This is a genomic window from Agrobacterium sp. O3.4, assembly GCF_041414895.1.
Lineage (GTDB): Bacteria > Pseudomonadota > Alphaproteobacteria > Rhizobiales > Rhizobiaceae > Agrobacterium > Agrobacterium cucumeris.
In genome coordinates this window covers 2,175,519-2,202,255 of sequence record NZ_JALPZP010000001.1, presented here as the reverse complement: position 1 = coordinate 2,202,255, position 26,737 = coordinate 2,175,519, and the positions used below count along the sequence as shown (strand labels likewise).

Here is a 26,737-nt window from a genome sequence, read left to right as displayed (position 1 = left end):
ACTCTCATAGATCGGCCATTGTGGAATGCCACGATGGCCGACCTTCACGCTCGGCTTGAAGCTCGCGAGGAACTGGAAGCATCATTCGAAAGCCTGAAAGCCCAAGGGATTCAGGCGTCGCTTGATTACATTCAGGTCAACGTCGCGCCGCAGATTGCCAATCTGCAGCAATCCATCACGCTCGCGCAGGAGCAGATTGACCAGATCATAATAGGCGGCAAGGCTCCCGACACTCTCAAATTTGGAGGGCGTGAGCCTGCCTACTACGCGACGGCACAAGCTCTTTCCGACGGACTTGCCGGAAAGGTGCCTAGCACGCGCAAGGTGAACGACAAGGAACTGTCGGGTGATGTGGTCTTGGCGAAGGCTGATGTCGGTCTGGGCAATGCCGATAACACGGCAGACAAAGACAAGCCCATCAGTGATGCGCAAAAGGCGGCATTTGAAACGAAAGCCAGTCGGCGAAATCGCCAACTAAACCCGGCGTTCCAAGTTTGCCAAGATAGGGCTCTTGGCGCAACTGTCGATGTCGGCACCGCTCAATACGTCATGGACGGCGTCCATGTAAATTCGACGGGTGGCGGCGTTCTCAGGGCGGGGCAAGTCGCATCTGATACCCCCGGCGGTTCGCCGTATCGGTTCAGAGCAACCGTTCTTACTTCCGATGCCGCTTATGGCACGGGAGACTATTACGGAGTCGTATTTCCGATTGAGGGTATCGACGTTGCCGACCTCAAATTCGGAACGGCTGACGCTGTGCCGTTCGTATGGCGCGGCGTTGTGAAGCTTCCTCAGGGAAATTACGGTCTTTCGTTCACCAACACTAGCCTCACCCGATCCTACGTAAAAATGTTCACGGTGACGGCGGCAGAGGCGAACAAGGATAAGCTGATAACCGCGGTAGTTCCGGGGTGCAAAACTGGCACGTGGGTGAAGGACAGCAGTGCTTCTGGAATATCCGTTAGAATAACGCTTTCCAGCGGCAGCAGCTTCCTTACGGCCCAAGAAAACGAGTGGGGCAACGGAAATTTCGTTGCCACGGCTTCCCTTACCCCGTTCATGGCAACGGTAGGGAATGTAGTAGAGGTGGCTGACATCGGCCTTTACGCCGGAGGGCAATTGCCGGAATGGGAACTTCCCAACATTGGCGACGTCTGGCGGGCTTGCTTGCGCTACTATTTCCGCTCGACCATCAACAGGGTCGCAATTCCCGACAGCATCACATCAACGGCATCTGATACGAGGACCAAGACTTGCTATCTTGATCTGGGCACGAGAATGCGCGCCGTCCCCGTTGTGGCCGTGAGTGCAGGGTTTACCGGCTTCGGTGCTGTAGACGCCCTTGCGGCGACCATCAGCGGAAGGCAGGACACCTTCCAAGCCAACAACCTATGGGTCGCTGACGCGAGGATTTGAGAATGATTACTTCTATTCGACGGACTTCTCCACCGCCGTTTACGTCCATTCTGATTGTTATGGGCGACGGAACTTCGTGGGCAGATGATCTCTCTATCCCTGCCGATACCCATTTGCGCCGGATGCGGGATGATTGGCTGGCGGCGGGCAACGTGCCAGAAGCATACGTTGCACCTGCTCCTGATATCCCGCCGATCCCGCGCCTTGGCTTCTGGCTTGCCGCCGCTGAAATCGGCGTCACCAAAGCGGGCGTGAAAGCCCATATCGACGCCATGCCCGAAGGTGTCGAGAAGCAGCAGGCGATTGTTTATTTCGAGGATGCTCAGAACTATCGGCGCACTGATCCGCTCTTGAACCAGATGGCCGAAGTTGAAAACATCACGCAATCGCAGCTTGACGACCTCTGGGTATGGGCGCTCGCAAACTACGCCTGATGCTCTCCTGATAATCCGCCTCGCCCGATCTGGCGGGGCGCTTCCTCATCTCCGGGTTTGAGCCGGAAACCTCCTTCAAAAATTTGGAACCTTCAACGGAGACCAGCCGAATGGTTGACCTGTCCTATCATCATGGCGTCAAGCTTGTCGAAAGCGCCGACTCCCCGGCAATCGCACGCGTGACCCGCAGCGGTATTACCTTCGTCAACGGCATCGCGCCGGACGCGGACCCTGCCGCCTTTCCTCTCAATTATCCGACCATCGTGCGGTCGTTGACGGCGGCGGCGGCGCTCGGCGCGGCGGGAACGCTGCTGGAAGACATTACCACGGTCTTCAATGAAGGCGGCTCTTGGTGCATCGTCAACCGTGTCCCCGACAGCGCCGACGCGGCCACGCTGCAAAACAATCTCATCGGTGATCCCGTGGCCCGGACCGGCCTTTATGCCGCACTCCGCGCCAAGGCACTGACCGGCTATCAGCCGCGTGTCATCATCACTGCCGGAGATACCGGCGCGTGGATTGAGGACGGCGTGGTTTCGGTGGCGCTGACTTCGCAGGGCGATAACCTGACCGAAGCGCCGGTCGTTACGGCGACGGGCGGCGGCAATGATCCCGGCAAGACGTTGCCGACGCTGGAAGCCGTGATGGGGACCGGGGCCGACGCCGACAAGGTTGTTTCGGTCAAGGTCGTCACGCCCGGCAAGAAAATGTCGGAACCGCCTGTCCTGACCTTCACGGGCGGCGGGGCGGATGCTGGCAAGGTGCTGCCGACCGCCACCGCCAATGTCGGCGACGTGGCGAACCCCTTCGTTTCGGCGCTGAATGCCATCACCCCGAAAATCCGCGCGCGTGCCTATATCTCGGGTCCGAACACGACCGACGCCGAAGCCGTGCGCTTCCGCCAGACGGTCAATGGCGGGCGCATCCTCATCATCGATCCGAAGGTGATCAAGAACGTCAACGGCGTGCCGGTCACGAAGCCTGTTGCGGCTGTCTTCGCTGGCGTCCGCGCCCGTGTTGTGGCATCGGCGGAAGGCTTCTCCGGGTCGGTATCGAACAAGATCATCCGCACCATCGACGGTGTAGCGCGGACGATCTCCTATCCTGATGACAGCAACTACCTGAACGAAAATCAGGTCGCCACGATCATCAATGAGCGCGGCGGTTTCAGGACGTGGGGTAGCCGTCTCGCGATTGATGATCCGCTGTGGCAGTTCGACAGCGTTCGCGCCACCGCCGACATGATCAACGAGTCTCTTGAAGACCTGTATTTCCTCTACGTGGATCGCAAGACCACGAAGGGCAATTTCAAGATGCTCATCGAAGACGGAAACGCCGCAATGCGTGTCTTCGCGAAGAACGAAGATATCCTTGGCGGTAGCGTCTGGCTGTCCGACCAGAACGATCCGACCTTGATGGTCAACGGCAAGACCCTGCTTGGGGTCGAATTCGAGCCGGTTGGCCTCATGGAGCAAATCCACATCACAACCCACCGCAACATCGTCCGCTATCAGTTGCTGATTGACGAGGTGAACGGGGCAATCGAAATCGGCGCGCTCTCGGTCGCCGCGTAAGGAGCTTTCACATGGCGCAAAAAACTCTCCCCGCCTACATCCTGCGAAACTGCATGCTGTGGGCGGATCGTCAAAGCAAGCTCGGGCAGATCGGCGATATCACACCGCCGGTTCCCGAAGCCGTCCGCGAGGACGTGCGCAACGCCGGGATGATCAAGGCCCGCAAGGTCCATCTCGGTTACAACGCTCTGGAATTCAGCTTCAAGATGCCGGGCATGGACCCGCAGGTTTTGAAGCTGCACGGCATCAAGATCGGCGAAGAAACGCCCTTCATGATTACCGGCGCGCTGGTGGACGAGGACGGCACCACGCATAGCGCGGTGATGACCATTCGCGGCAGGGTCTTCAAGCCGGATGCAGGGACGTGGAAGGCTGGCGAGCTTTCCGAAAACGACTACGGAGTCGACGTGAACTATTACAAGCTCGAAATCGACGGCGAGCAAATTTACGAGATGGACGATTTTGATTTCAAAGTCGGTGGCGTCTCGCAGTTCGGCGATATCCGCAACGCCTTGCTGCTGTAACGGCTGGCGTTCCTTTCTCCCCCAAATCCTTTCAATCCGGCCCGCTTTCTGCGGGCCATTTTTTCAGGTGATACCATGGACGCAATTTCTGTAACGCTCGCCAAGCCGGTCGAGCTTGAGGGCAAGACCTATACCGAACTGACCTTCCGCGAACCGGAGGTCGGTGATCTCATTGTGGCCGACGAAGTCACTTCGGACATTGCCCGACTGGTCACGCTGCTGGCCCTGATTTCTGAGGTCCCATTGCCTGCCTTCAAGAAGATCAAGGGCAGCGATTTCAAGGCTATTGTCACTAAGACAAAGCCGCTTTTGGGAAACGACCAGAAGACCACGACTGGCGCATAGTCGCCGTTTACGTCGCCAACACCACACACACACCGCTCAACGTGATTGAGCGGTGGCCGCCCCGTAAACTCCTGGCTTACTTCGAGACTGCCAAGGAATTCCGAAAAATCATGAGAGAGTGACCATGGGTGTCCAGCAAAGCAGCCTCCGCATATCGCTGATCGATGATGCGACGGCCACCGCGAGGCATATTGGCCGGGCGCTGGATGGCCTGCGGGCGCAATCCGCTTCGGCCATTGCACCGATGCGCGGTTTAATTGGACAGGCGGTCGCGCTCGGCGCTGGTTATTTCGGGGTCACGCGCGGTCTGGAAGCGACCGCAGGCGCGGCCATCAGTTTCGAGTCAGCATTTGCAGACGTGAAAAAGGTGGTCGAAGCCAACGACGAACAGTTTGAAAACATGCGCCGCAGCATCCGGCGCATGTCCGGCGAAATCCCGCTGGCCGCAAATGACATTGCCGCACTGTTCGCCGCCGCAGGTGAAAGCGGTATTGCGACCGAAGACTTGCAAAGCTTCGCGGAAATGGCGGCACGCGTCGGCATCGCCTTCGATCTCGGTGCAGGTGAGGCAGGCGAAAGCCTCGCCAAGCTGAAAACGCAGCTTGGTTTGACGGTCGCCGAAACGGGCGACATGGCCGATGCCATCAACCATCTGTCGAACAACATGGCGTCCAAGGCCAAGGATGTGACCGAATTTATGTTGCGGGTCGGCTCCTTTGGTGAAATGGGCGGCTTCGCGAAAGAAGAACTTGCGGCCATGGGTAGCGCCATGATCTCCGCCGGTTCGGATGCCAGCACGGCGGGAACCGCCATGCTGAACGTCATCCGCGCGCTGACGAAAGGCGAGTTTGCCAAGAAGTCGCAGCGGGATGCCGCCAAGGCGCTCGGGCTTCATTTGCCGTCCATCGCCAAGGATATGCAGAAAGACGCGAAAGGCACCATGCGCAAGGTGCTGACGGCGATTGCGAAAGCGCCGAAGGATAAGCAGGTTTCGTTGCTGTCCGAATTCTTCGGCGACGAAGCGCGCGCCTTCATGCCGCTGGTCGGCAATATCAAGCTGCTGGATCAAGCGTTAGACAGCGTGGCCGACCGCACGAAATACGCAGGCTCGGCATTCAATGAGTACATCCAGCGCGCTAGCACCACGCAAAACGTTCTGGACCTGCTTGGGAACAAGATTTCCAATGTCTTTTCGGAAATCGGTGACAGCATGTTGCCGACCATCCGCGAGGGCGCGCAGGGCATTGGCGAGGTGCTGGACACGCTCGGCAACCGCGTGACCATCTTCGACCAGATCACGAATTTCACGAAGGGGTTTGCGCAGGGCTTCGGGTATACCGGCGGCATGAAGGAATTCATGAACGATCTCGGTGACCTGTTGCTTGGGCCTGTTGATCCGAACGCCGCCGACCGCATTGGAGCAATCTTCATGCGGGCGAAGGAATGGGGCGCTTCCATCCGCGAATTGAACGAAGCGATAAAGGATAACCCTATCGCCAAGTTTTTCGCGGAAATGTCCGGTTACGGCTTCCAGCTTTTTGCATGGGGCATGGGTATCTCCATGTTGGCTGGCACCATTCGCAAGCTCGCGGCGGCGTTGTTCGTCTTGTCTGGTGCAAGCACCCTGATCGGGGCGCTCAAAGTCGCCGGGGGCATCGCTGCGATTGTCGGCGGAAGTACCCCCGCTGCTGCTGCCGGAACCGGGGCGGCAACCGCAGCAACCGCCGCCGCCGCTGGCGGTGCTGCCGGTGGATGGTCCTCAATTCTCTTGGGCCTTGCCCGCATGGGCATTTACGGTGGGGCTGGTGCTGGCGCATACGAACTAGGAAAAGCTGCCTATACGGGCGATACGCCATACAGCCAAGGGAAGGCATGGTTGCCCGGCGTTGAGGATGCTCTTCACAGCATCGGCAAGTTTTTTTCATCTATTCCAAGCGATCCAGCGCCGCCATCTGTCTCAAGTCAGTTTGCGCTGGACGCGGCGAGGACGGCAAGGGCTAACGGCTTCGGTGGAAGCACCGACAATCTCCCCGGCAAGACCGCTGATGATCTGGGTATTAAGTCTGTGAGGATTGATGCAGCGTCTCTCTCGGAAATGACTAGGCCGACAGCTACTCAAGATGTCCGGGTGGTGAACCCGCAGCCACCGAATGTCACGGTGTACGCCACCGCGACAATAACGGGTGTTGCCGATTCCAAGGAAGCCGTGGCGGCTGCGGCTACTGATCTCGGCAACCAGATCGCGGCAGGCACGGAAGGGCTATTTAGCGACTAGACGGACGGCATTAGGAAATAGAGGAACTGCCCATCTCTCTCTTCTATTGTGAAGGTGACGCCATACGTCTCGCCATTATCTGCCAGAACTTTTGCGGTACACGTCCGCTTCGCATTCTCATTCGCCGTCTCCTTTACTTCGTTGACGGCGAGTGCATTCATCTTGCTAAAGTTCATCGGGAGTCGTGGGAATATTTCTTTCACTTGCGCAGTCGATGTCCGGGAGTCGCAGGCCGGAATTCCAGCGCCCAAATAGATGTCTGATCCGACCCAGCCGCTGCTGATCGCTATTGTCGCCGCCAATGAGGCGACAGAGGCAATAGTCAATGTGTAGGATTTTTTAAGTCGCCTATCCCGCACTAGGTTGTACGCGATTGGCGTCAGTAAAATCCACGGGCCAAGTATTCCCGTCTGTCTTTTTCTTCCGCCAAGCTCAATTACACGACCGTCGAGCGTGACGAAAAGCACATAAAGAACAAAGGAAATTATCGCAACGCCGCCGCCCATAGACTTTCCTGTGGTGTCGAGAATGAGCGCATCGACGATAGTTACCAGCAAAGGTGTCAGCGCCAGCAAAAATGCCCATTGGTCGCCGATAGCAGATGCAGGGAGCGGGGGCGGCTCGCTCCCGTTTGAACTCTTGAACTCTGCAATCGTGTCGAATCTTGCCCATTGATTCCCGAGTTGTTGATTCCAAAGCAACGTGTCGTCTGAAATCTCGCCTCGTTTGTGAAGGTCAATGATCGTGGCTCCGTCTACCGGGCCGTTTCGTTTGCCGTTCGAATTGTAGTGCCACACGGAAAACCCCTTCCCCCTGAACTCCCGTTTAACGGGTACACTTATTTTCACGCGGAGTCTTTATGTCTGGTTACACATCAATGATGCTCGGGGATTTCGCCTTCGAGGCGCTAGGCTTTGGCTATCAGGGTGTCAAACGCAAGGTGAACACGCCTTGGGTGGAAATGCCGGTCGGTCAAACCCTCAACCAGCAGCAATGGACCGGCCCCACTTCCGACGAAGTGACAATCTCAGGCGTTCTTTTCCCCGAAGAATTCGGCGGACAAACGCAGCTTGACGGCATCATTGCCGCAGCCTTGGCCGGAACCGAAATGATGCTTGTGACTGGAGATGCGGCGCAGGGTGACATACGCGGTGTTTTTACCGTGCAGAGTGTCGAAGAAGACAAGTCATACATCAATCGGAAGGGCGAGGCGGGACGTAACGCCTATTCCATCATGCTTAAACGCTCTAGCTTCGGCACGCTGCCAACTGCGGGCGGGTTGGTGGATCGGGCTGCATCCTTCCTGTCCGAACTTTTCCGGTGACCATATGGCAACAGTTTACACCACGCGGCAGGGCGAGACCGTTGATCTCGCCTGCCTCGCCTTCTATGGGCGCACAGCCAAAGTTGTCGAAGCCGTCATAGATGCCAATCCGGGTCTTGCTGCGCTCGGTCCCGTACTCCCGCTCGGCACAAAAATCACCATGCCGGACATTCCTTCTACCAGTACGGCCAAGCCGTTGACCAGCCTTTGGGACTGACCATGAAACCGCGCGTGGAAGTTAGTATCGACGGCGTGCCGGTGGCAGGCCATTTCTATGAGCGTTTGCTTTCCCTCACCGTCACTGACGAAGAGGGTATGAAATCCGACACGGTGGACATTGAACTGAATGACGGCCCACCGAACTTTCTGGCGATCCCGCGTAAGGGTGCAATCATCTCGGTCAAGATGGGCTTCGGTGATGATCTCGTGCCGAAAGGTGTCTTCACCGCAGACAAAGTCAATGTAGATTGCCTGCCTTATAAAATGTCGATTTCCGGCAAGGCTGCGGACCTTCGCAGCGGAAAGCTGAAAGAGCGGCAGGAAAGGTCATGGGATAAATCGAAGCTCGGCGACATCCTGTCTCAGATCGCCAGCGAAAGCGGGTTAACCCCTGCCGTTGATGATGACCTTGCGGACTTTGAATATGACTGGCTGGCGCAACAGGACGAAAGCAACATCAATTTCCTGCGGCGGCTGGCGGAGCGGCATAACGGCCTCTTCGCGGTCAAGCAAAGGCGATTGATTTTCACCCGGCTTGGCTCCGGTCTTTCTGCATCCGGCGCTCCGCTCGGCTCGATCATCCTGACGCCTGAGAAAATCAAGGTCGGTAGCCTGAAAGTCGAGATTAACGACCGCACGAAATACAGCAAGGTCGTGGCGTACTATCAGGATTCCGATAAGGCGGAGCGCGTGGAAATCGACGCGGATGCGGATGCGGACGGAGATAGCGTTTATCGTTTGCCGGAACCCTATGCATCGCCCGCCGAAGCCGATAAGGCGGCGCAGGCAAAGGCTAAGGAATTGCAGCGCGGCGAAGGCTCGGTGTCTGTCACCGTGATCGGCGATGCGGGCATTGATGCAGGCTTGCCTCTGCTGTTTGCCAATGTTCGGCCCGGCGTTGACGGCGTGCCTTACATCATCAAGACGGCTAAAACGTCCTACACGAAAACCGGCGCTCTTGAAGTGGCGGTTTCGGGCAGGCTCTACGATGGCAAATCCGCAACCGAAAAATCGGCCGGCACGGAAAGCGGCGGCTCCAACACCACCCCGGACGCCTCGAAAGCAACCGGCAAGGTTGCGCCCAACAGTGCGCCCGGCACCCCGGCCACGCCTTCCTCATTCCTGACGCCGCGCCGCTTCGGACGGACAGACGAAAACTAGGGCGCGGCCCTACCACTCTTCCATAAAATCTTTAGGAGATATCCATGTCCGTTGTGACAACGTCACCGCGTGGGCGTGCCTTTATGGACGCTCACGAAGGAAACCCCCTTACCTGCTATCTTGATCCGGTCCGCATCCCCACTATCGGGCGGGGCTTCACAATGCGGAGCCGGTCTGTTCGGCGTGAGCTGGAAAAGATTGGCATTACAAAATTGGTGCCGGGTAAAACGAAACTCACGTCCAGCCAATCGGAAGCCATCTTCGCGGCGGTGCTTCGGGATGAATTCGAGCCTGCTGTGGTCGCCAAGTCGCCGGATGCGCGCAAGCAGCACGAAATGGATGCGGCGGTGTCCGCGATATTCAATCTCGGCACTGGCGCCATGGATTGGCAGTGGGCGAAATTTTGGCGCGCCGGAAAGCAAAAGCAGGCGGCGGACTATCTCGCCACCCACTACAATACGGCTGGGGGCAAGAAGCTGCCCGGCCTCGTTCGCAGGCGCAAGGAAGAAGCCCTTTTGTTCGAAAAGGGAATCTACACTGGCGTCGGTGAAGGCGTGCCGCGCTCCGCCCAAGAGACTGCACCGAAGCAGCCCGATCCGGTGGTTAAGGAAGCACAGGCTATCCTCTCGTCGAAAGGCTTTAATCCCGGCGCTATCGACGGCTGGATGGGGGAAAAGACTGCTGCCGCAGTCAAGGCATATCAGTCTGCGCACCCGCACCTTGTTGCCGATGGCATCATTGGTCCCGCCACCTTGTCGCAGTTGCGTCGTGACGCGGTGGCTACGAAAGAAGCGGTGCAGGGCGGCGCAGGCTCGCTCTTTGGTTCCGGCTTTGCTGCATGGTCGCTCGGTTTGCCCTGGGGGTGGATCGCGTTGCTTACTGCGGCGGTCGTCCTTGGCGTCATCGCCTACCGCAAGCGCGATGTCATCTCTCGGCGGGTCAATAGTTTGCTGGGTCGCGAGGTCGCGGTTTGATGACGAAAATCGGACTTTTCCTTTTGCTCGGGCTGGCGGCGGTGTCTCTCATCGGCGCGGGCATCCTCTTCATCGACCGGAATGCGACCTATCGCGCGGTCATCAAAACTGAAAGGCAGAATAATGCGGCAGGGGATCGGGCGGACAGCGCTCGTCATCGTTTTGACGATTGCGCTGGCGGGGTGTGGGATTTCGGGGCCGGGCGATGTATCGGGCCTGCGCCGGGTGGTCGGAATTGACTTGATCGGCGCGCGGGGCGCAACGCAGGAAGATCAACGGAAAATTGACCGGACGGTTGCGGGCCTTTGTGGTGGCGACGTTTGGAACCGGGACGAATGCGCCCGTCATGGAAAAGGTCGCTGACATGCCGGAAAAGTACACCTCTTTCATCGAACTGATGAATGCGTGGGTTGGTGGTGCATTCACCACTATCATCGCCTCCCTGCTTGGCCGCTTCATGTGGCACGGTAATGAGGCGAGGAAAGGTCGCCGCAAATTCTTCGGCGTCGAACTGTTTTGGGAACTGCCGGTCGCGCTCGGCATGGCGGTCATCGGCGAAAGCGCCGCCGCCTACGCCGATCTTGGTCAACCTGCATCAACCGGGTTGATTGCGCTTTTGGCCTATCTCGGGCCGCGTGGTGTCGAAGCGCTCTTCCATAAATGGTTTGACCGCCGCATGGCCGGTTGACCAATCGTGCAGATCTTATCGAAACCGCCTTGGTTAGCCTGAATGTCGCTTCAGTTCCGCCCGCTAAGCAACTCCAAAGAACTGAATGTCGGCCAACACTAATTGCATAAAACGTAGATCACGGTTCTCATGATTGCAATCAGTTGTTGCGATTTTGCCGCTAGTTTGCAAAACGTTGTCCGCAGCCAGGAATTGACCTCCGCCGAGAGTTGACCTTGAATATTAGTGCGCCCAGAAGATGCAATTAAAATTGTGTGTCACTCAAAAGGAACTATGATCGTGCGCGATCTCGTAGTAATGCCAAAAAAAATCCTGTTGATAAAATTGGACCATATCGGAGATTTTGTTCTAGGCTTATCTGCCTTCAAGAAAGTGCGCGATACCTATCCTGCAGCAGAGATTACCATGCTGTGTGGTCCTTGGAATGTCGCAATCGCTAAGGCAACTGGACTATTCGACGTCGTGCACGGTTTTCGTTTTTTTCCGGAACAATCCGGGAAATGGGCAGAGCGAGGTGATTTTGACAATTTCTCTTTTAAGAGACTTGGTCTCAAGGGTTTTGACGTCGCCATAGACCTCCGGGATGCGCCTGATACTAGATTTATACTAGACTTAGTTGGTGCTAGTTATAGGGCTGGATTCGCAGCGGACGGCGTGTCACATCACATGGACCTTGCACTTCCTTCCGGCGCATACAGTTTCGGGCGAGGCGAGAGGGTGCACCACTCGACACTACAAGAGCTTCTAATATCTGCTGTGATAGCCAAGCAGACTGAGATGCATAACTTGTATTCGATCCTTGAAAGAGTTGCTTCTAAGGAAGTCCCAGCTCCGTTGTTGAGGATGGGGCGTGGCCCTATCGTCGGCATTAACTGCGGATCAGGGGACGTCGCGAAAAATTGGCCCATCAGAAACTTTTTAAGTTTTGCTGAGCGACTCATTCTTGAGTATGACGCAACAATAGTAGTTTTTGGCTCTCCATCACAGCTATCGGAAGGCGAGACTATTGAAAAGCGATTGCGTAGTGATCGCGTAATAAATTTGGTCGGCAACCTCTCAATTGGACAATATATATCAACTGTCCGGGATCTAGATTTGTTTGTAGGAAATGACACTGGAACAACACACATTGCAGCATGCTTAGATGTCCCCACCTTGTGTTTATTTTCGGGAGCGACCTTTATTGAGTCACATGGTGCGCGGGGTAATAATTGTATCGTTGTTCCTGCGATGATATTTGGAAACGCATCTACGATTTCAATGATGGACGTATGGACATCGGTAAAAAAAATGCTTGACCACCGATTCTGCGTGATCAAAGAAGACATTAAATTAAACAATGAGGCGTCAATAAACTTTATAATAATTGACAACAAGCCGTACAAGCAGGATTTTCGAAAGTATATTGCTAGAAGCGCTCTAAAGGATGGAGCAAATATATTACATATTCAATGCAGCGAAAATTTCGTGCTCACATTGAACGAAAATATTATCGACGAAGTTCAGGGCTATTTGTTGGGTCCCGATGTCGCGCGTAGGGTCGTGCGACTTCTCGGAGATAAACCAACAATAGTGTTCGTCGGTTTGGGGACGCCTATGGAGGTCAAGAGATTCGTTCGACCGCTAAAGCAGCTACTTTCGCGAAACGTCGTGTACTATGACGTTTTTGACTACTTCCGTTACGGCTCTAGAGGTCGCGACTTAATTATGCGCGCTAAGCTTGATTACTTGTGGCGACGAGTTTGTGATAGAAAGTTGTTGCTGGACTGCGGAATTAAATTTCTTTATCCGCGGAAGTCGCGATGGCTTACAAACGCTTCGCATCTTGATAGGTTGGATAAGGGAGAACCCGCTGATATCAGTCAACCAATAGTATACATCGGCTCAATTGATGAACGCGTAGATTTTCATCTCTTGAAGCGAATGGCTTTGAACGGGATCAAGATCGATATTTTCGGTAGAGTGCACCAAGAGAACGAGAAAATCTCGCAGCTACTGAAGGAACTTATCGAGTCGTCATCCTATATTAGTTATCACGGAGAATATGACAACGATGAACTTCCTGCCATACTTAGGAATTACCACGTTGGACTGCTGCCATATGTCTCTAATACGATGACAAAGCATATTAATCCTGACAAGGCGTACCATTATCTGAATGCGGGCCTCGAAGTCATCGCTACCCAAATACCCCAGACGAAACGAATGCAGAAGTTTGTTCACTTGATCAAGGATGATTTGACAAAGGAACGGCTTTGCCTGCTTATCGACGGTCAACAAAAAGCGCATTTGTGGTCTCAAAAAGCCAACGGCTGGGAAGCCCGTTGGCGGGAGTTGAAGCAGATGTTCCAGCACGACCTGAATAAGAAATATCGTTGATAGAAGGTATAGCATGAAACTGCACTTAGGTTCTGGGTTAAATATCCTCACAGGCTGGACCAACACCGATGTAGAGATTGGTGATGACGCTGTGATGTTTTTGGACTTTACCAAAAAATTCCCTTTCGAAGATGAGTCTTTTGACGCCGTTTTCTCGGAGCACGCGATCGAGCATGTCCAGAAGTCAGAAGGTCACTTCATGCTGTCTGAAGCCTTTCGCGTTTTGAAGCCAGGGGGGAGCTGTAGGATCGTAACGCCGTGCCTAGAGAATATGGCTAAGCTAATTTTCTATCCGGATGGGCCTGTAGCAACGCGTTATGTTGAGTGGTTTAAGAAATTTGTAGATGACGATTCGTCTACGATTTATGATGCGTTTAATAAGATGTTTTACGGGCATGGGCATCGCCACATATACTCAAAACATGAGCTATTTAACGTACTGTCGACAGTTGGTTTCGTGAATCTAGAATACTTTGATACAGGGGTTTACGGGAACAGCGTCTTCTCTGGTGTAGATAGCCACGGAAAATGGATCGGCGACGATATAGCTCGGATAGAGAGCGTGGCTATCGAGTGTCGCAAACCGGAATAGTTCCATGAAGGTGACTCGCTTGTAAATAGTCCAAGGGCTAAACTCTCACCGGACGGGGGTGGAGCCCATCCGCATGTATATCCCCGGCCCATGGCTGCGATGGCGATGGATAGCTGATTTTGCAGATGGTAGATTTCGTTCCACGGCGGCAAAAGCGTCGCCGTCATGGCATTGGATAACATAGGCCGCGATATCGTCTGGTTGTTTGATTGCGTTGGGGCGCACGTTTCCAAACTCCTGTTTCAGAGCGGTAACCATCCAGTCTTGTCATTCCAAAATCATTGAGTTCGTGCTAGTGCACTGCTCAGGCAGGCAGGCGTCCGGTTGGCGCGCTGACACAAATCCCCGGTGGAAACAAAGAAACAATTTCCGGGTGGAAACATGAGATGGTTCGACTCCATCCTGCCGCCGGTCAATCAGTCTGGCATTAAGTCGGCGATCTGCCCGTGCGAGACCAGCAAGCGTGGATTTGCCATGCTGCCGCTTTCCTCGTCCACGGTGACCGAGTATGCCGCAACGCCTATGTGCCGGGGTGCCATGGCGCTCGCCATTTTTTCGGCGGATGCTGCGCTGGTGGCGGGCCTCATATCGCCCGGCACGATGCCGCCGCGCCCCTTTTTGAACTGCACTACAATGATCTTTTCCGCGTCAGACATGTCTCTTGCTCTCTCGTTTGTTCTATAAATGTTCTCATTTACGAAGAGAGTCAATATGGAGTAGCTCCCCCATGTTGTCGGGCCGGTAAAGTTTTACAGCCGTATTGAAAACATTGAGAGAATTTCGACGCGAAGATACGAGTTTTACCCATAACATATTGAAATGATAGAGATAGATCGAGCTTCCCAAGCTGAATACGAGGGTTCGATTCCCTTCACCCGCTCCAGCCACCTTTCCAACAAGATCAACGACGTCCACCAAGCGCTGATTTTTCAGCGTTTTTGCCTCGCGCGCGCGTAAGGTCGTGCAACAGTATGCAGTGACATCCAGCAATTTTGTCGGTAAAAATCACGGTACTCGTCATCGTGGTAGGAAGCCGATACCGTAAAATGGCACTGACAGACATTCAGGTTAAGAACGCTAAAGCCGACAGCAAACCGCGCAAGCTGTCTGATGAGAAGGGGCTTTATCTTTACATATCGGTTGCCGGCGGCAAGTCTTGGCGCTTCGATTACGATTTTTTCGGAAAGCGAAAAACACTGACGATTGGGCAGTACCCGACGGTGGGGCTGGCGGACGCCCGTCGATTGCGCGACGAGGCGAAGAAGAAGCTCTCTGAGGGCCTAGACCCGTCGCTGGCGAAGAAGCGTGATCAGCTTGCTGCCAAGGCCGCTGCCGGAAACACCTTCGGCGTCATTGCGGATGAGTTCATTGAAAAGCTGAAACGCGACAAGCGCGCAGAGCCCACAATCACCAAAAACAAATGGATGTTGAAAGACCTTGCCGAAAAGCTGGGGCCTTACCCGGTTACTCAGATCACGGCGCGTGACGTTCTTGCCGTGCTGATCAGCATTGAAAAGAGCGGCCGTGTGGAGCGCTCTGGCTACTCGCGCTGCCATTGGTCGCGTGTTTCGCTACGCCATCGCGACAGCGAGGGCCGAGAATGACCCGACGTCGGCACTACGTGGGGCTCTCCAACGCCATGTGCCGGTCAACCACGCCGCCTTAACGACGAAGGCTGAGATGGGCGGCTTGATGCGTGCCATTTATGGCTACGAGGGTTGGCCCTCGTTGGTGGCTGCCTTGAAAATCCAAGCCTTGTGTTTTGCCCGTCCCGGTGAGACGCGCTCGATGGAGTGGACGGAGTTAGATTTTGATAAGTTAGTTTGGACCATACCCGCAGAGAAAACCAAAATGCGCAGAGAGCATCATGTGCCGCTTTCGACACAAGCAGTGGAAGTTCTCACGGAGATGAAAGAGCTGTTTGGCGATAAGCCCTATGTCTTCCCTTCAATGATGTCCGGCAAGAAGATTCTATCCGAAAACTCCATGAACTCCGCTTTGCGGCGCATGGGTGTAACAGAGGCCCAGCATACCGCCCACGGCTTTCGTTCTTCCTCCAGCAGCATATTGAACGAGTCTGGAGAGTTCAGCATCGATGCTATCGAAGCTCAGCTTGCGCATCTCGATACGCGGGCCGTTAGACGTATCTACAATCGGGCCACATATTGGGGCGAGCGAGTGAAGATGATGCAGTGGTGGGCGGACTTGCTGGATGAAGAGCGTGTCCAAAACCGAAGCTTGGCTGAGACTGCTGACTAAAAACTTTAAGGTCGAGCGATTTTTGGCAACCGGGAGACTCCGACAGCTTCGTATGCGGTCACGGACGATCTTCGGAATCCGCGGGCAAGAATGAGAGCTTGCATTGCCTGACTCGGCCCAATGCCAGAGGCATTTTTAGTTTCCTCTTAACTTTGGTCTTCATCTGTGTCTTGCAGAGAGAGGCGCATTGCGGTAACTTCTGGTTGTTGTTTGACTCGAGGAGCCGAAGGGCTTGAAATTGGCTGATCGCGCTTAAAACTCACAGATGAAAAATGATATTCCTGCCATAGTGTTGGTAGAATTGATTATTATGTGAGTTTCTTGGTGTCATCGTTTCTTTAAGCAAATGACTTGCGACGATCATCTCGCAATAAAAAATACTACTTTAACGCTTCTTGGGTCAGATGAACTGATCTATTTACCCGGTAGGGGATCGACAGCAAGGACAGCTGCAGAGTGAAGCATGGGCGGCATTGCCGCGACAAACTTCATCTCCAATGCAGGCCTCCTAAACATGCCCGTTGCTGCTCACATTTCTGCTTGCCGACCGTCACTCCTTCCGGATTTTTGTCTCGCAATTGTCTCGGCGGTTCGAGTTGCCGCCAAGTCCCCGGTCACTGTGCGGGTAGAGCGGAACGCCTTCGGGAATTCGGGGAACGCGCCTAACAGTTTCAAGCGGACCTTTGCCATTTCGCTTTTTGCAAGCCTGCTCGTGTCGGAGCCTGCAACTGCACAGTCGCCCGCCGATGATTTTTCCCGGCGACAGGATCAGCAACAGCAGCTGCAGCGGCTGGAAAACCTGAAACAGGTCACGCCTGATAGCGTCATTGGCCGTGCGGACCGGACACCACGAGGCGACGCGAAGTCCGCTGGTCCATGCTTCGATATCTCACGTGTAGATATCGAAGACGCGACAAGGCTGTCTGCCATTGATCTCGGAAAAGTGACGCGGCGTTACGACAATAGATGCATCGGTGTTGCGGATATTACCGCCCTGCTCAAGGCCATCACCGACCTCTATCTGGACAAGGGGTTCGTGACGTCACGTGCCTATGTTCCCCCACAGGATATTGCCGGAACAGGGGTGCTGCGGCTGGTGGTGGTCGAAGGCATGATCTCGGATATCTACCTCAACGGTCAACCGGCCGGGCGGAACGGTTCATTCGCTACGGCTTTTCCCGGCGTGAAGGGTGAGGTCGCCAATATTCGCGATATTGAACAGGGGCTAGACCAGATCAACCGCCTGTCATCGAACGACGCGAAAACCTCGATGTTGCCGGGTAAGGACGATGGAACGTCCATCCTGAATGTCGAGAACAAGCCGGGCAAGCGCTGGTACGCGAGCATTTCCAACAACAACCTCGGTCAAGAGAGTACCGGTTACTCCCAGACCAATGTTTCGTTCGGCTTCGACGACCTGCTGGGCATCAATGATCAGTTGGGTTTCTCCTACGGTCGGAGCGGCCCGGACTATCCTTGGGACGATGATGGTCGCGGGCACAGCAACAGCTATTCGCTCAATACAAGCGTACCTTATGGCTACTGGACTTTTTCAACGAATGGGTCCTGGTACGAATACGAGAGCACCATTCCCGGCAATTTTGGACCGATCGAAACCTCGGGCAATTCAGGTCAGGTTGGATTTGGCATAGACCGCGTCATTCTGCGCGACAAGGATTCCATCACGACCCTCAGAGGCGGTCTCAGCTACAAGCAGACCGACAACTTCCTTCTCGGCAATCGAATTGAGGTTGGAAGTCGCCGATACACGATAGGCACTCTGGGCCTCTCGCGTTCGCAAAGAATACTGGGTGGCGTCATCGCTCTCGATTTTGCCCTTGATAAGGGTCTTGATCTCTTCGACGCCGTGGAGGCAGGAGAGCCGGGAGCCGGCACCGCCGATCCTCGGTTCTTGAAATTAAACACGACCGTCAGCGCGACGCGGCCGTTCGAGGCCGCTGGCCAGCGGTTCGAGTTAGCGACGCTCCTCAATGCCCAATATTCGCCCGACAACATGTTTGGCGCAGAACAGATCGGACTTGGTGGCTCCAGCAACGTACGCGGCCTGAGGGAAAGTGTCATATTCGGCAACAACGGGTTTTTCAGCCGTAACGAACTGACGTGGCGGACAATGCCATGGGAGGGTACAAGTCTGGCGCCCGTTCTGGGCGAATTACGCCCATACCTCGGTCTCGATTACGGCCGCGTGTTTTCACAGGATCGCTTCGATATCTCCGACGGCCACCTCGCAAGCTGGACCGTTGGCGCGAAACTCGTGGGCGGCAACATCAGTGCCGATTTCGGCTACTCCCAGGCATTTTCCAGCAGCGTGAGTGGCGGACGCGGAAATCTCATTTTCGCTAGCGTAACGGCACGCTGGTAGGCTTCAAAAGAGAATATTATGATCAGATCTTCTTTTTACACCTCCAAATTACCTTTCGTATCCGCGCTGGTGGCAACGGCCATTGTCGTTTCCGGTTGCGGTGGTCGGGCGGCAAATCCGGTCTCCTCGACCAACCCGGCCGACAGCGCTTTCGATTGCGCCGGCATAAAGCGCGAATTCGAGGCCAATGAGCGCCAGGTGCTGGCGACGGTGAAAGAACGATCCGATGCGCAGGGTAAGAACGTGGTCCTTGGCGCGACCGGTGTTCTTCTGTTTTGGCCCGCCCTTTTCTTCATGGATCCGAAATCGCCGGAAAAACTGGAAATCGACGCATTGCGTAACCGCAATCAGGTTCTTGGCGAGATTGCCAGAAGCAAAAAATGCCCGGCCCCACCGTCGAAGCTGGCAGATGTCTACAAGAAACTCGACAGCAAGCCATCGCCGGCCGACACGAGCAGAAAAGACCGCTAAGCCCAAACTTCCGTCTGCCACGAGAGGCGAACAACAATGACATCCCAGTTCAAGCGTCTTCCACGCAAAGCAACCGACCTCGCGTTGTTCGCCAATGCCGGAGCGCTGGCTCAAAAAATCATTGCAACGGTCGTCAGTTGTACGCTCGTGCTTCAGCCGGTGCTGCTCCATGCACAGGACATAACGCCCGAAGCTGGAGGCTCTTCCGTAAATCGCCCCGGGATAGGGGCTGCCCCGAACGGCGTGCCGCTCATCGATATTGTCGGGCCCAACGGTCAGGGCCTGTCGCACAATAAATACAACAATTTCAACGTCGGCACGCCCGGCGTCATCCTCAACAACTTCAACGGTGAGATCGGCACGTCGAAACTGGGTGGCGTGACGCCTGGCAATCCAAACCTTCAAGGCAAAGGTTCCGCCACGGTCATCCTCAATGAGGTCACGTCGCAAAACCGCAGTTCGCTTCTCGGTCCAACCGAAGTGTTCGGTGGCCGGGCCGACGTCATCATCGCCAATCCGAACGGGATCACCTGCGACGGCTGCGGTTTCATCAACACGCCACGCGCCACGCTGACGACGGGCGTACCCGACATTGGCACTGACGGACGTCTCAATGGATTCACGGTCAACGCAGGGGATGTCACTTTCGGCCCTGGGGGTGGGAATTTTGCGCTCGGTGATGGTGCAGTCAGTCTGTTCGATGTCGTGTCCCGTACCATCCAGATCGACGGAACGATCTATGGCGAGGACCTGCGTCTGACCGCCGGTAAGAGCAAGTTCGATTATACCACCGGGGAGGCAACAGCGCTCGATGCCACCTCCGGGACACCTGAATACGCAATCGATGGTTCAGCACTCGGGGCTATGCAGGCCGGCCGCATCAAGATGGTTGTCACGGAAAAGGGCTCTGGCGTTCGCATGCGCGGCGACATGGCGGCCAATGCCGGTGAGCTCTCGCTGTCGGCAGACGGTAAAATTTCGATCGGCAATGCCTCTGGCAATAACGGCGTCAGCATCTCTTCGAAGGGGAGTGTTTCGGCCGGTCGTCTGACCTCAAAAAAATCGGTGTCGGTCAAGGCGGGGAAAGACGCCAGGGTCGCTTCTATCGGTACAGAAGAGGATATCCTGATTAATGGCGGGGCAGGCTTCATCGATGTCAGCGGTACTCTCGGGGCCAGTGGCGCACTCAACCTTCTGGCAGATGGGCGTATTGCCTTGGCCGACGCGTCGGCTGCCGGCCCTGTTTCGCTATGGTCGGGGGCTGGCTCCATTGCCATCAGCGGCACGGCCCAGTCTGGTGCGGCGATGTCGCTTACGGCGGCCTCGGGAGCGATCACGGCGGGCTCACTCCTTTCGAAAGGTGATTTGGCTCTGCTCTCCGGCCTTGATCTGGGGATTTCCGGGCTCGTGCTTGCGGAAGGGAATTTGCAGGCTTCGGCTGGCAGCGACATCCGCTATGACAGTCTGGAGGCAAACGGAGACATTTTGCTGTCTTCGACAAATGGTGTCATCAGCTTCGACAAGCGCACGGCCGCCGGCGGCGACATCAGGATCAGGCAGCAAAATGCCGACCTTTCCAATAACAGGAGCGGACTTGCCACATCCGGCACGCTCTACGTCAATGCCAATAATATCAATCTCACCAACAGCACGCTGACGTCAGGTGGCATTGATCTCACCTCATCTGGAACGACAGATCTGACGGGTGCGCGGCTCAATGCTGTCACCGCGAGCAGCACAGCTCGTTCTGTTCAGGGGTCAGGTGATATCGCGATCACAGCAGGTAACCTCACCGTTAATGGCGCCACCAACATTCTGGCTGCTCATGATTTGACGCTGTCGCTTTCGCAGCTTGCCAACTCCGGTCAGCTCGCTGCTGGCAATGATCTTACCCTAAATATCGCCGGCAACCTGACCAACACCGCCACGGGGCTCATCTATGCCGGTAACGACGCGGCACTTTTCGTGGGCGGCGTGCTTGCCAATGATCAGGGGGCGATTGTCGCAGGTCGTGACCTCACAATTGCTGGAAGTGCTTCTGGCGGGCGGAACGGAGCCGTTGTCAACAGTTCCGGCCTGATCTCCGCTGGCCGTAACATGTCGATCGTTACCGTAAATCTGCGCAACGAAAGAACAATTGCTCCCACCTATACAAGCCAGCAGATCTCCAACTCGCTCGTTTCCGCGTATAACACCTATTATGCGGCTGACTGCGGGGACTGTTCGTCGCCTGTCGAGTTTTCCGGTAAGCGATTCGTCATTGGATCTCCCGCTCACCACGTTTACCGGGACGTTGTCGAGGATCGCCTCATATCTTCAGGCAGTCCTGCAGCGCTGATCAAGGCGGGTAATACGCTTTCCGTCGACACCATCGACCTTACCAATGCCTATAGCGCCATCGAAGCTGGCGCAGGCATGACGCTTGTTGGCTCCGGCACGCTGACCAATCTAGGCCTGCAATTGCAGCGCACCACTTCATTCAATTGCAACCAGCACGGCGGCTGCCAGTATTTTCCTGATGTCATCTATGAGTGGCAGGAATCGAAAACAAGCGGCGATACAGGTGGTTGGGAAGGTTCGTGGCAGGTCGCCGTGCCTGGCCCCAGCCCGTTTGGAACGCGGGATGCGTCAAAGGATATCGGCCCCGGACGAACCGTGGAAAGCGTCGAGGCGATCGGTGGGGTTCCAGCGGCAATCCGCTCGGGCGGAGCACTTGGTATCACCGGCTTTGCTACCGTCAACAATACCGCGATTGCCGGATCAATCGCCGACCGTGTTGCCGTTGCAGCGCCTGCGCCTTCGAACAATCCGACCGCATTACTGTCCAGTATGACGGCAAGCGGTGCGCTGTTCACGCTTGGCAGCGTCGCCACCCCACAGTCCGGCGGCTTTGGCGGCACCATTCCCGGCCAGACGTTCCTCTATGAGACCCGCGCCGCCTTCCTTGACGTCTCCAAATTCTATGGCTCCAGCTATTTCCTTGGTCGCATCGGCTACCAGCCGGATCGCCAGATCCAGTTCCTTGGGGACGCCTATTTCGAGAACCAGTATATTGAGCAACAGATCAGACTGGCCACGGGCTCAGGTTTTACCGGGCAGGATTCAATTACCCAGATAAAGCAGCTTCTCGACAATGGAGCCGCCTATCTCGGAGCGCAGCAGCGCCCGCTCGGCCAACCTTTGACGGCTGAGGAGATCGCCAGCCTCACCGAATCCGTCGTCGTTTATGAGTGGCAGACGGTGAACGGCGCGAGCGTTCTTGCGCCGGTACTGCATCTCGCCGCTAATGACAGGGAAAGATTGAATTCTGCAGGCGCGCTGATCGCGGGCAATCAGGTGACGATCGATACCGGCCTGCTTGCAACATCAGGGATGATTGCATCGACTGGCGATCTTACTGTTTCCGGTTCGTCGATCGCGGCAATCGGCGGCACCTTCACGGCGGGGGGTAATGCCTCGCTGAAGGGCAATGAGGGCATTCTGCTCGCCAATGCGAAGGTGACGGCCGGCGGCAATCTCGGCCTGACGTCTGACGGAGACATCAATATCTCCGTCACCGAACGGTCAACGACCAGCACTTTGCGCGACAAGCGGAGTTCTACGACGGTTGTGAGAACCACCAGCCAGGGTTCCGAGATCACCGCGGGCGGGTCGGTCTCAGCCAATGCAGGTGGCAACCTCAACGTCATCGGCAGCAACATTGCTGCCGATGGAACGGTTGGTCTGAAGGCGACCGGCGATGTGACAGTCGCTGAGGCCATCGACACCACCACGATAGATTACACCTACAGGAAAAAGGGCGGTCTGTTCGGCGGAAGCAAACAGACGACGAGCCACACGGAAACGCAGACTGTCGTCGGCTCATCGGTCAGCGGCGGGAAGGGCGTGTCCATCGTCTCAGGTGGAGATACCGTCGTCTCCGCCTCGAAGGTGATGGCTGGCGATGAGACCAGCAAAGCCGATATCAATGTCAGCGCGGGCGGCGATCTTCTGATCGCGTCGGGCAAGAATACGGCGGAGTTCGAACAGAGCTCCTCATCCAAGGGCTTCCTCTCGAAAAAGAGCTCGACGCAGTACAACTATGATGAAGCCACAGTCGGCTCCGAGCTTTCCGCGTCCGGCAACATCAAGCTGGATGCTGGCGGCAACGCTGTCATAGCGGGCTCGAACATAACGGCAGGCGATGCGATTAGCGTCGCCGGCGACAGCGTCGCCATCATCGGGGCGGAGGAGCAGCACGCGCTGGAGAGCAGCAGCAAGAAATCCGGTCTGTTCGCCGGTTCCGGCGGTGGCTTCCTTTCGCTCTGGGGCAAGGAGCAGAAAGAAAAGAGCCAATCATCTACCCTAAACGTTGGCTCTGCGCTGAAGGCGGGGACCGATGTCACGCTCACGGCACGCGAAAACGACGTGAATGTCATCGGCTCCTCTATCGCAGCCAGCAGTGACATCACCCTTGATGCAGCTCGCGACGTCAATATCACTCCCGGGGCAGAAAGTGCCTCGTCGGCGCAGAAGGAGCAGCGCTCCGGTTTCGGTCTTTCTTTCAGTTCAGGCGGTGGTAGCGCCTCTGTGGGCATTGGCTACGGCAAGTCGGTTGATCAAACAAGCCAGTCTTCCGAGACCAGTGCCAGATCCACCCTTTCTGCCGGCCGTGATCTGATAATCTCGGCGGGCCGCGATGCCAACCTTCAAGCGGCTGAGGTGTCCGCTGAGCGGGATGTTGCTATCCTCGCAGAGCGCAACGTCAATCTGCTTTCGGCGCAGGACAAGTCCAACTACGAAAGCCTGCATGAGGAGATGTTTGCTGGCATCAGCCTGTCGGTGTCCTCCGGCCTCGCGAGTGCTGCGGGTAGTCTCGCTAACGCTGCCGGAAAGCTTGGCGGTCCGAACGGTGCCTATGCTCTCGCACCGTCTGCGCTCGCGGCGTATCGAGTAAAAGACATTCTTAAGCAGATCGACGGCGGTTCTCAGCCGCTGGCCTCTGCAAGCCTGTCCATCGGCTTCACATACCAAAAGAGTAGCGCAACTCTCTCGACATTAACGCCGGTTGTCACAACGATTGAAGCAGGGGATTCGGTCAGCATTGTCGCCAACTCCGGCGATTTGACCGGTCGTGGCGTTCAGATTGCAGCAGGCACCCAAAGCGATCCGGCATCAGGAAATGTGCTTCTCATGGCTGGCGGCTCCATTCTGTTGGAAAGCGCCCAGTCTGCTTCATCCTCATCGAGCAGCAGCCAGTCAGCAAACGCTTCAATTGGTGTCAATCTTACGAACGGCGGTCTGAGTGGCGGTTTTGCAGCAGGCAGCGGCAAGCAGGACGCTAACAGCGTCACTCACCTCAACACCCATGTCATGGGCACCGGCAATGTCACACTGGCTTCTGGCAACGACACCACGCTTGCGGGAGCTGTTGTGTCCGGTGAACGGGTTACTGCTGCCGTCGGTGGCGATCTCAACATCGTCAGCCGCCAGGACACGATGGTCTACGACGAAAAGACAGCTGGTGGTGGCCTCAATCTTTCCTCGGCGGGCAAGGTTGGCGGTGGAGTTCAGAAAAGCGATGTTGAAGGCAACTATGCCAACGTCTCCGAACAAAGCGGATTAATCGCGGGCTCTGGAGGATATAACGTCAAGGTCGGTGGCAATGTTGGTCTCGTCGGTGGCGTGATAGGTTCCACGGCCGATCCTGCTCAGAATACGCTTTCTGCCAATTCGCTGACATGGTCGGATATAACCAACCGCTCCGAGGCGTCGAGCTCCAGTCTTGGAATATCCCTGACGCCCGGCGGCATTCCCGTTCCTGTGGTCGGCCAGCCGGCCAACGAGGAGGATCAGGGGGTTGCCCGCGCCACACTGACGCCAGGTCAGCTGACGCTCACCAATCAGACACAGGATTTGGCCTCACTCAACACGGACCTCTCTAAAGCCAACACAACAGCCGACCCATTTGACATCGAGCGTCTGAAGGCGAAACAGGAGAGTGCAGCTGCCCTCTCTGCGCTTGCCAACATCGCCGTTGGTGACATCTCCGCTAAACTCGGTTTTGCCGAAGGCAGTCCGGCGAAGATTGCTCTTCATGCGGCAGTTGGAGGCTTGGTCGCACAGCTTGCAGGCGGCAATGCCGGATCTGGAGCGCTCGCAGGTGGATTGAGCGAAGTCGTCAATGGCGTCTTGCAGCAGGTGTTGAGCGCCAATCCGAACCTGACCGGCGACCAGAAAAGCGCCATCACGCAGTGGGTGGCGGCAATAGTCGGCGCGGCGGTCGGAGGCGAAACCGGCGCGGCCGCCGGGCTAGACAACGTCAATTATAATTTCCTGACTCACAAGCAGAGTGAGGATCTCGCCAAGGAACTAAAGGGCTGCGACAGTGCTGGCGATCCTGCTGCGTGTAAAGCTGCCGTGTCAGATAAATATAGCCAGATCGACTTCGATCAGGACCGTCAGCTTGATGCCTGCCGGACGAGGCAGTGTGTACAGGACCTGTTGGGTGATCTGAACGATGACCCGCGTTTTGCATACCTTGATGTGATGAAACTGCAGGAACTTGGCGTCAGTGAGTCACTGGCGCAGCGCCTGCTCTCTTATCAGGTCATGGAACGATGGCTAACAGGAGATTCCACCGTCTTCGAGCAGAAGATCATGGATGTCGCTTCTGGTGTGGGTTACTGCGAGGACCATGGTCAATCGAATGGGTGTTTCGCAAATGGCCAAGCTCTCAAATACGTGTCAGCGACTGTAACCGAAATCGCCTACGGTGTGATCGGTTTGCGGTCTGGCATTGGAACAGGTCACGGGGAGGCAAGCGGGGGGCAAACGGCCGGATACAGAAGAGTTGTCGCATCCGACGGAACCGTCGTTCTCGTTCCTGAAGGGTACAGACCACTTTCTAGCGCCGGTGCGGTTGGCAACGATGTAGGCGGTTTGCCTGTTGGTTTTGCACGAGTTGTTGACGCAAACGGTAACGTTGTCATAGCTGATAACCGTGGCAATGTTTTCAGTTCGGTCGATATTCTACCCGTTCCCACCGGGGCATTCAGCGGTAGGTATGAAGCAAATCCAAAACATGACCAGATTCGTCCGGGGGTAAGTGCCCAACCTACGAACGGAGGGCAAGCATTGTCTAATTCTGTGCCGCTCGGCGGGAATAGTACTGCGCGTATAGGTTACGACAGTTCCACAGGCGAAATTGTTGTGTTTCAAAATCACTTTGAGAGCGTATATCACGGGTATGTTCCGTCTTCTTGGAACGAGCTGCGGCAGTCCGAGAAAAATGCACTTATCCGTGCTGGGCTGTTCACGGCCAAAGGGAGGCCTGTCAAGTGAAGTACAAATCGCCAGAAAACAGAACGGAAAAAGAAATTATTGAGATTTTGTCGCGTATTGACAACGATCCAGAAGAAAGAATATCCGCAGTTTTGTCTGCTGTTTACTATGGAAAAACGATAAATTTTTCAGGGGATACTTTGATAGAAGAGTTTAAAAAGGCAAAGTATAGTGAGAAGCTATGGTTAAAGAATATTTTTGAAACATTCTATGGAATGTGTCGAACAAATTATCGTATTGATGATAGTATTATGGTTTTGACGGATTTTGAAAGGCAGAATCCAGAATATAGTTTGGATATTAAATCCACTATTGAAGCGCTTGCTGAGTACAAATCCATATTTAATGGCGATCATAGCGAAGGGCGGTTTTGATGAGGGTTGGGGTAAGTCATCC

The 26,737-nt window shown here is 55.6% G+C and carries 22 protein-coding genes and 2 pseudogenes; 21 read left to right on the top strand and 3 right to left on the bottom strand.

Annotation, left to right across the window (positions count from 1 at the left end):
- Positions 1–33: 33 nt before the first annotated feature.
- The 6 genes from M0412_RS10635 (at position 34) to M0412_RS10610 (ending at position 6,568) form a co-directional block, all read left to right on the top strand.
- Entirely contained in the window at positions 34–1,416 is a 1,383-nt protein-coding gene (locus M0412_RS10635; protein ID WP_269698794.1) for a hypothetical protein, read from the top strand.
- 2 nt (positions 1,417–1,418) lie between these two features.
- Positions 1,419–1,850, top strand: a complete 432-nt coding sequence (locus tag M0412_RS10630) for a hypothetical protein (protein ID WP_269698792.1) — start codon at positions 1,419–1,421, stop codon at positions 1,848–1,850.
- 110 nt (positions 1,851–1,960) lie between these two features.
- Positions 1,961–3,424 (top strand): phage tail sheath subtilisin-like domain-containing protein, encoded by a 1,464-nt coding sequence (locus M0412_RS10625; protein WP_269698790.1) that lies wholly within the window; start codon positions 1,961–1,963, stop codon positions 3,422–3,424.
- Between the two features lie 11 nt (positions 3,425–3,435).
- Positions 3,436–3,948, top strand: coding sequence for a phage major tail tube protein (locus tag M0412_RS10620; protein WP_269698788.1), 513 nt, complete (start codon positions 3,436–3,438; stop codon positions 3,946–3,948).
- 75 nt (positions 3,949–4,023) lie between these two features.
- Complete coding sequence (locus M0412_RS10615; protein WP_269698787.1) at positions 4,024–4,293, top strand: phage tail assembly protein; 270 nt, start codon at positions 4,024–4,026, stop codon at positions 4,291–4,293.
- Positions 4,294–4,417: 124 nt separating this feature from the next.
- Positions 4,418–6,568 (top strand): phage tail tape measure protein, encoded by a 2,151-nt coding sequence (locus M0412_RS10610; RefSeq protein ID WP_269698785.1) that lies wholly within the window; start codon positions 4,418–4,420, stop codon positions 6,566–6,568.
- On the opposite strand, the gene M0412_RS10605 is transcribed toward M0412_RS10610, so the two are convergent.
- The gene (locus M0412_RS10605) at positions 6,565–7,365 is read right to left on the bottom strand and encodes a DUF4339 domain-containing protein (RefSeq protein ID WP_269698784.1); all 801 of its coding nucleotides are present in this window, start codon (positions 7,363–7,365) and stop codon (positions 6,565–6,567) included. The genes M0412_RS10610 and M0412_RS10605 overlap by 4 nt on opposite strands.
- Positions 7,366–7,445: 80 nt before the next feature.
- Between M0412_RS10605 and M0412_RS10600 the strand changes: the two genes are divergently transcribed.
- The 9 genes from M0412_RS10600 to M0412_RS10560 all read left to right on the top strand — a co-directional run bounded on the left by M0412_RS10600 (position 7,446) and on the right by M0412_RS10560 (position 13,905).
- Positions 7,446–7,892, top strand: coding sequence for a phage tail protein (locus tag M0412_RS10600; RefSeq protein WP_269698783.1), 447 nt, complete (start codon positions 7,446–7,448; stop codon positions 7,890–7,892).
- A gap of 4 nt (positions 7,893–7,896) precedes the next feature.
- Entirely contained in the window at positions 7,897–8,109 is a 213-nt protein-coding gene (locus tag M0412_RS10595; RefSeq protein WP_112951118.1) for a tail protein X, read from the top strand.
- Positions 8,110–8,111: 2 nt separating this feature from the next.
- Positions 8,112–9,272, top strand: a complete 1,161-nt coding sequence (locus M0412_RS10590) for a phage late control D family protein (protein WP_269698782.1) — start codon at positions 8,112–8,114, stop codon at positions 9,270–9,272.
- Positions 9,273–9,316: 44 nt separating this feature from the next.
- On the top strand, positions 9,317–10,246 hold the full coding sequence (locus M0412_RS10585) for a glycoside hydrolase family protein (protein ID WP_269698781.1): 930 nt from the start codon (positions 9,317–9,319) through the stop codon (positions 10,244–10,246).
- Positions 10,246–10,485: a hypothetical protein gene (locus M0412_RS10580; protein WP_269698780.1), complete on the top strand. Its 240-nt coding sequence runs from the start codon at positions 10,246–10,248 to the stop codon at positions 10,483–10,485. The genes M0412_RS10585 and M0412_RS10580 overlap by 1 nt, the downstream gene beginning before the upstream one ends.
- Positions 10,370–10,609, top strand: a complete 240-nt coding sequence (locus M0412_RS10575) for a hypothetical protein (RefSeq protein ID WP_269698779.1) — start codon at positions 10,370–10,372, stop codon at positions 10,607–10,609. The genes M0412_RS10580 and M0412_RS10575 overlap by 116 nt, the downstream gene beginning before the upstream one ends.
- A 1-nt stretch (position 10,610) precedes the next feature.
- On the top strand, positions 10,611–10,934 hold the full coding sequence (locus M0412_RS10570; RefSeq protein WP_142841304.1) for a phage holin family protein: 324 nt from the start codon (positions 10,611–10,613) through the stop codon (positions 10,932–10,934).
- 279 nt (positions 10,935–11,213) lie between these two features.
- Positions 11,214–13,313: a glycosyltransferase family 9 protein gene (locus M0412_RS10565; protein ID WP_269698777.1), complete on the top strand. Its 2,100-nt coding sequence runs from the start codon at positions 11,214–11,216 to the stop codon at positions 13,311–13,313.
- Positions 13,314–13,326: 13 nt separating this feature from the next.
- The gene (locus M0412_RS10560; RefSeq protein ID WP_142841035.1) at positions 13,327–13,905 is read left to right on the top strand and encodes a methyltransferase domain-containing protein; all 579 of its coding nucleotides are present in this window, start codon (positions 13,327–13,329) and stop codon (positions 13,903–13,905) included.
- A 59-nt stretch (positions 13,906–13,964) separates the two neighbouring features.
- Here the strand turns inward: M0412_RS10560 and M0412_RS10555 are convergent.
- Positions 13,965–14,130, bottom strand: a pseudogene (locus M0412_RS10555) (dehydrogenase); the annotation flags it as partial.
- Positions 14,131–14,321: 191 nt separating this feature from the next.
- A complete protein-coding gene (locus M0412_RS10550) occupies positions 14,322–14,561 on the bottom strand; it encodes a hypothetical protein (protein ID WP_207590303.1) in 240 nt (79 codons plus the stop codon).
- 390 nt (positions 14,562–14,951) lie between these two features.
- Here M0412_RS10550 and M0412_RS10545 point away from each other — a divergent pair.
- The 6 genes and pseudogenes from M0412_RS10545 to M0412_RS10520 all read left to right on the top strand — a co-directional run.
- Positions 14,952–15,474, top strand: a pseudogene (locus tag M0412_RS10545) (tyrosine-type recombinase/integrase); the annotation flags it as partial.
- Positions 15,475–15,585: 111 nt separating this feature from the next.
- Positions 15,586–16,164: a site-specific integrase gene (locus M0412_RS10540; RefSeq protein WP_309568459.1), complete on the top strand. Its 579-nt coding sequence runs from the start codon at positions 15,586–15,588 to the stop codon at positions 16,162–16,164.
- 463 nt (positions 16,165–16,627) lie between these two features.
- Positions 16,628–18,547, top strand: coding sequence for a ShlB/FhaC/HecB family hemolysin secretion/activation protein (locus tag M0412_RS10535; protein WP_142841036.1), 1,920 nt, complete (start codon positions 16,628–16,630; stop codon positions 18,545–18,547).
- A gap of 18 nt (positions 18,548–18,565) precedes the next feature.
- Positions 18,566–19,018 carry a hypothetical protein gene (locus tag M0412_RS10530; RefSeq protein ID WP_142841037.1) on the top strand — a complete coding sequence of 151 codons (453 nt, stop codon included), beginning with the start codon at positions 18,566–18,568 and terminating at the stop codon, positions 19,016–19,018.
- A 36-nt stretch (positions 19,019–19,054) separates the two neighbouring features.
- Positions 19,055–26,341 carry a hemagglutinin repeat-containing protein gene (locus M0412_RS10525; protein WP_237681397.1) on the top strand — a complete coding sequence of 2,429 codons (7,287 nt, stop codon included), beginning with the start codon at positions 19,055–19,057 and terminating at the stop codon, positions 26,339–26,341.
- Positions 26,338–26,715, top strand: a complete 378-nt coding sequence (locus M0412_RS10520) for a hypothetical protein (RefSeq protein WP_142841038.1) — start codon at positions 26,338–26,340, stop codon at positions 26,713–26,715. The genes M0412_RS10525 and M0412_RS10520 overlap by 4 nt, the downstream gene beginning before the upstream one ends.
- Positions 26,716–26,737: the final 22 nt, after the last annotated feature.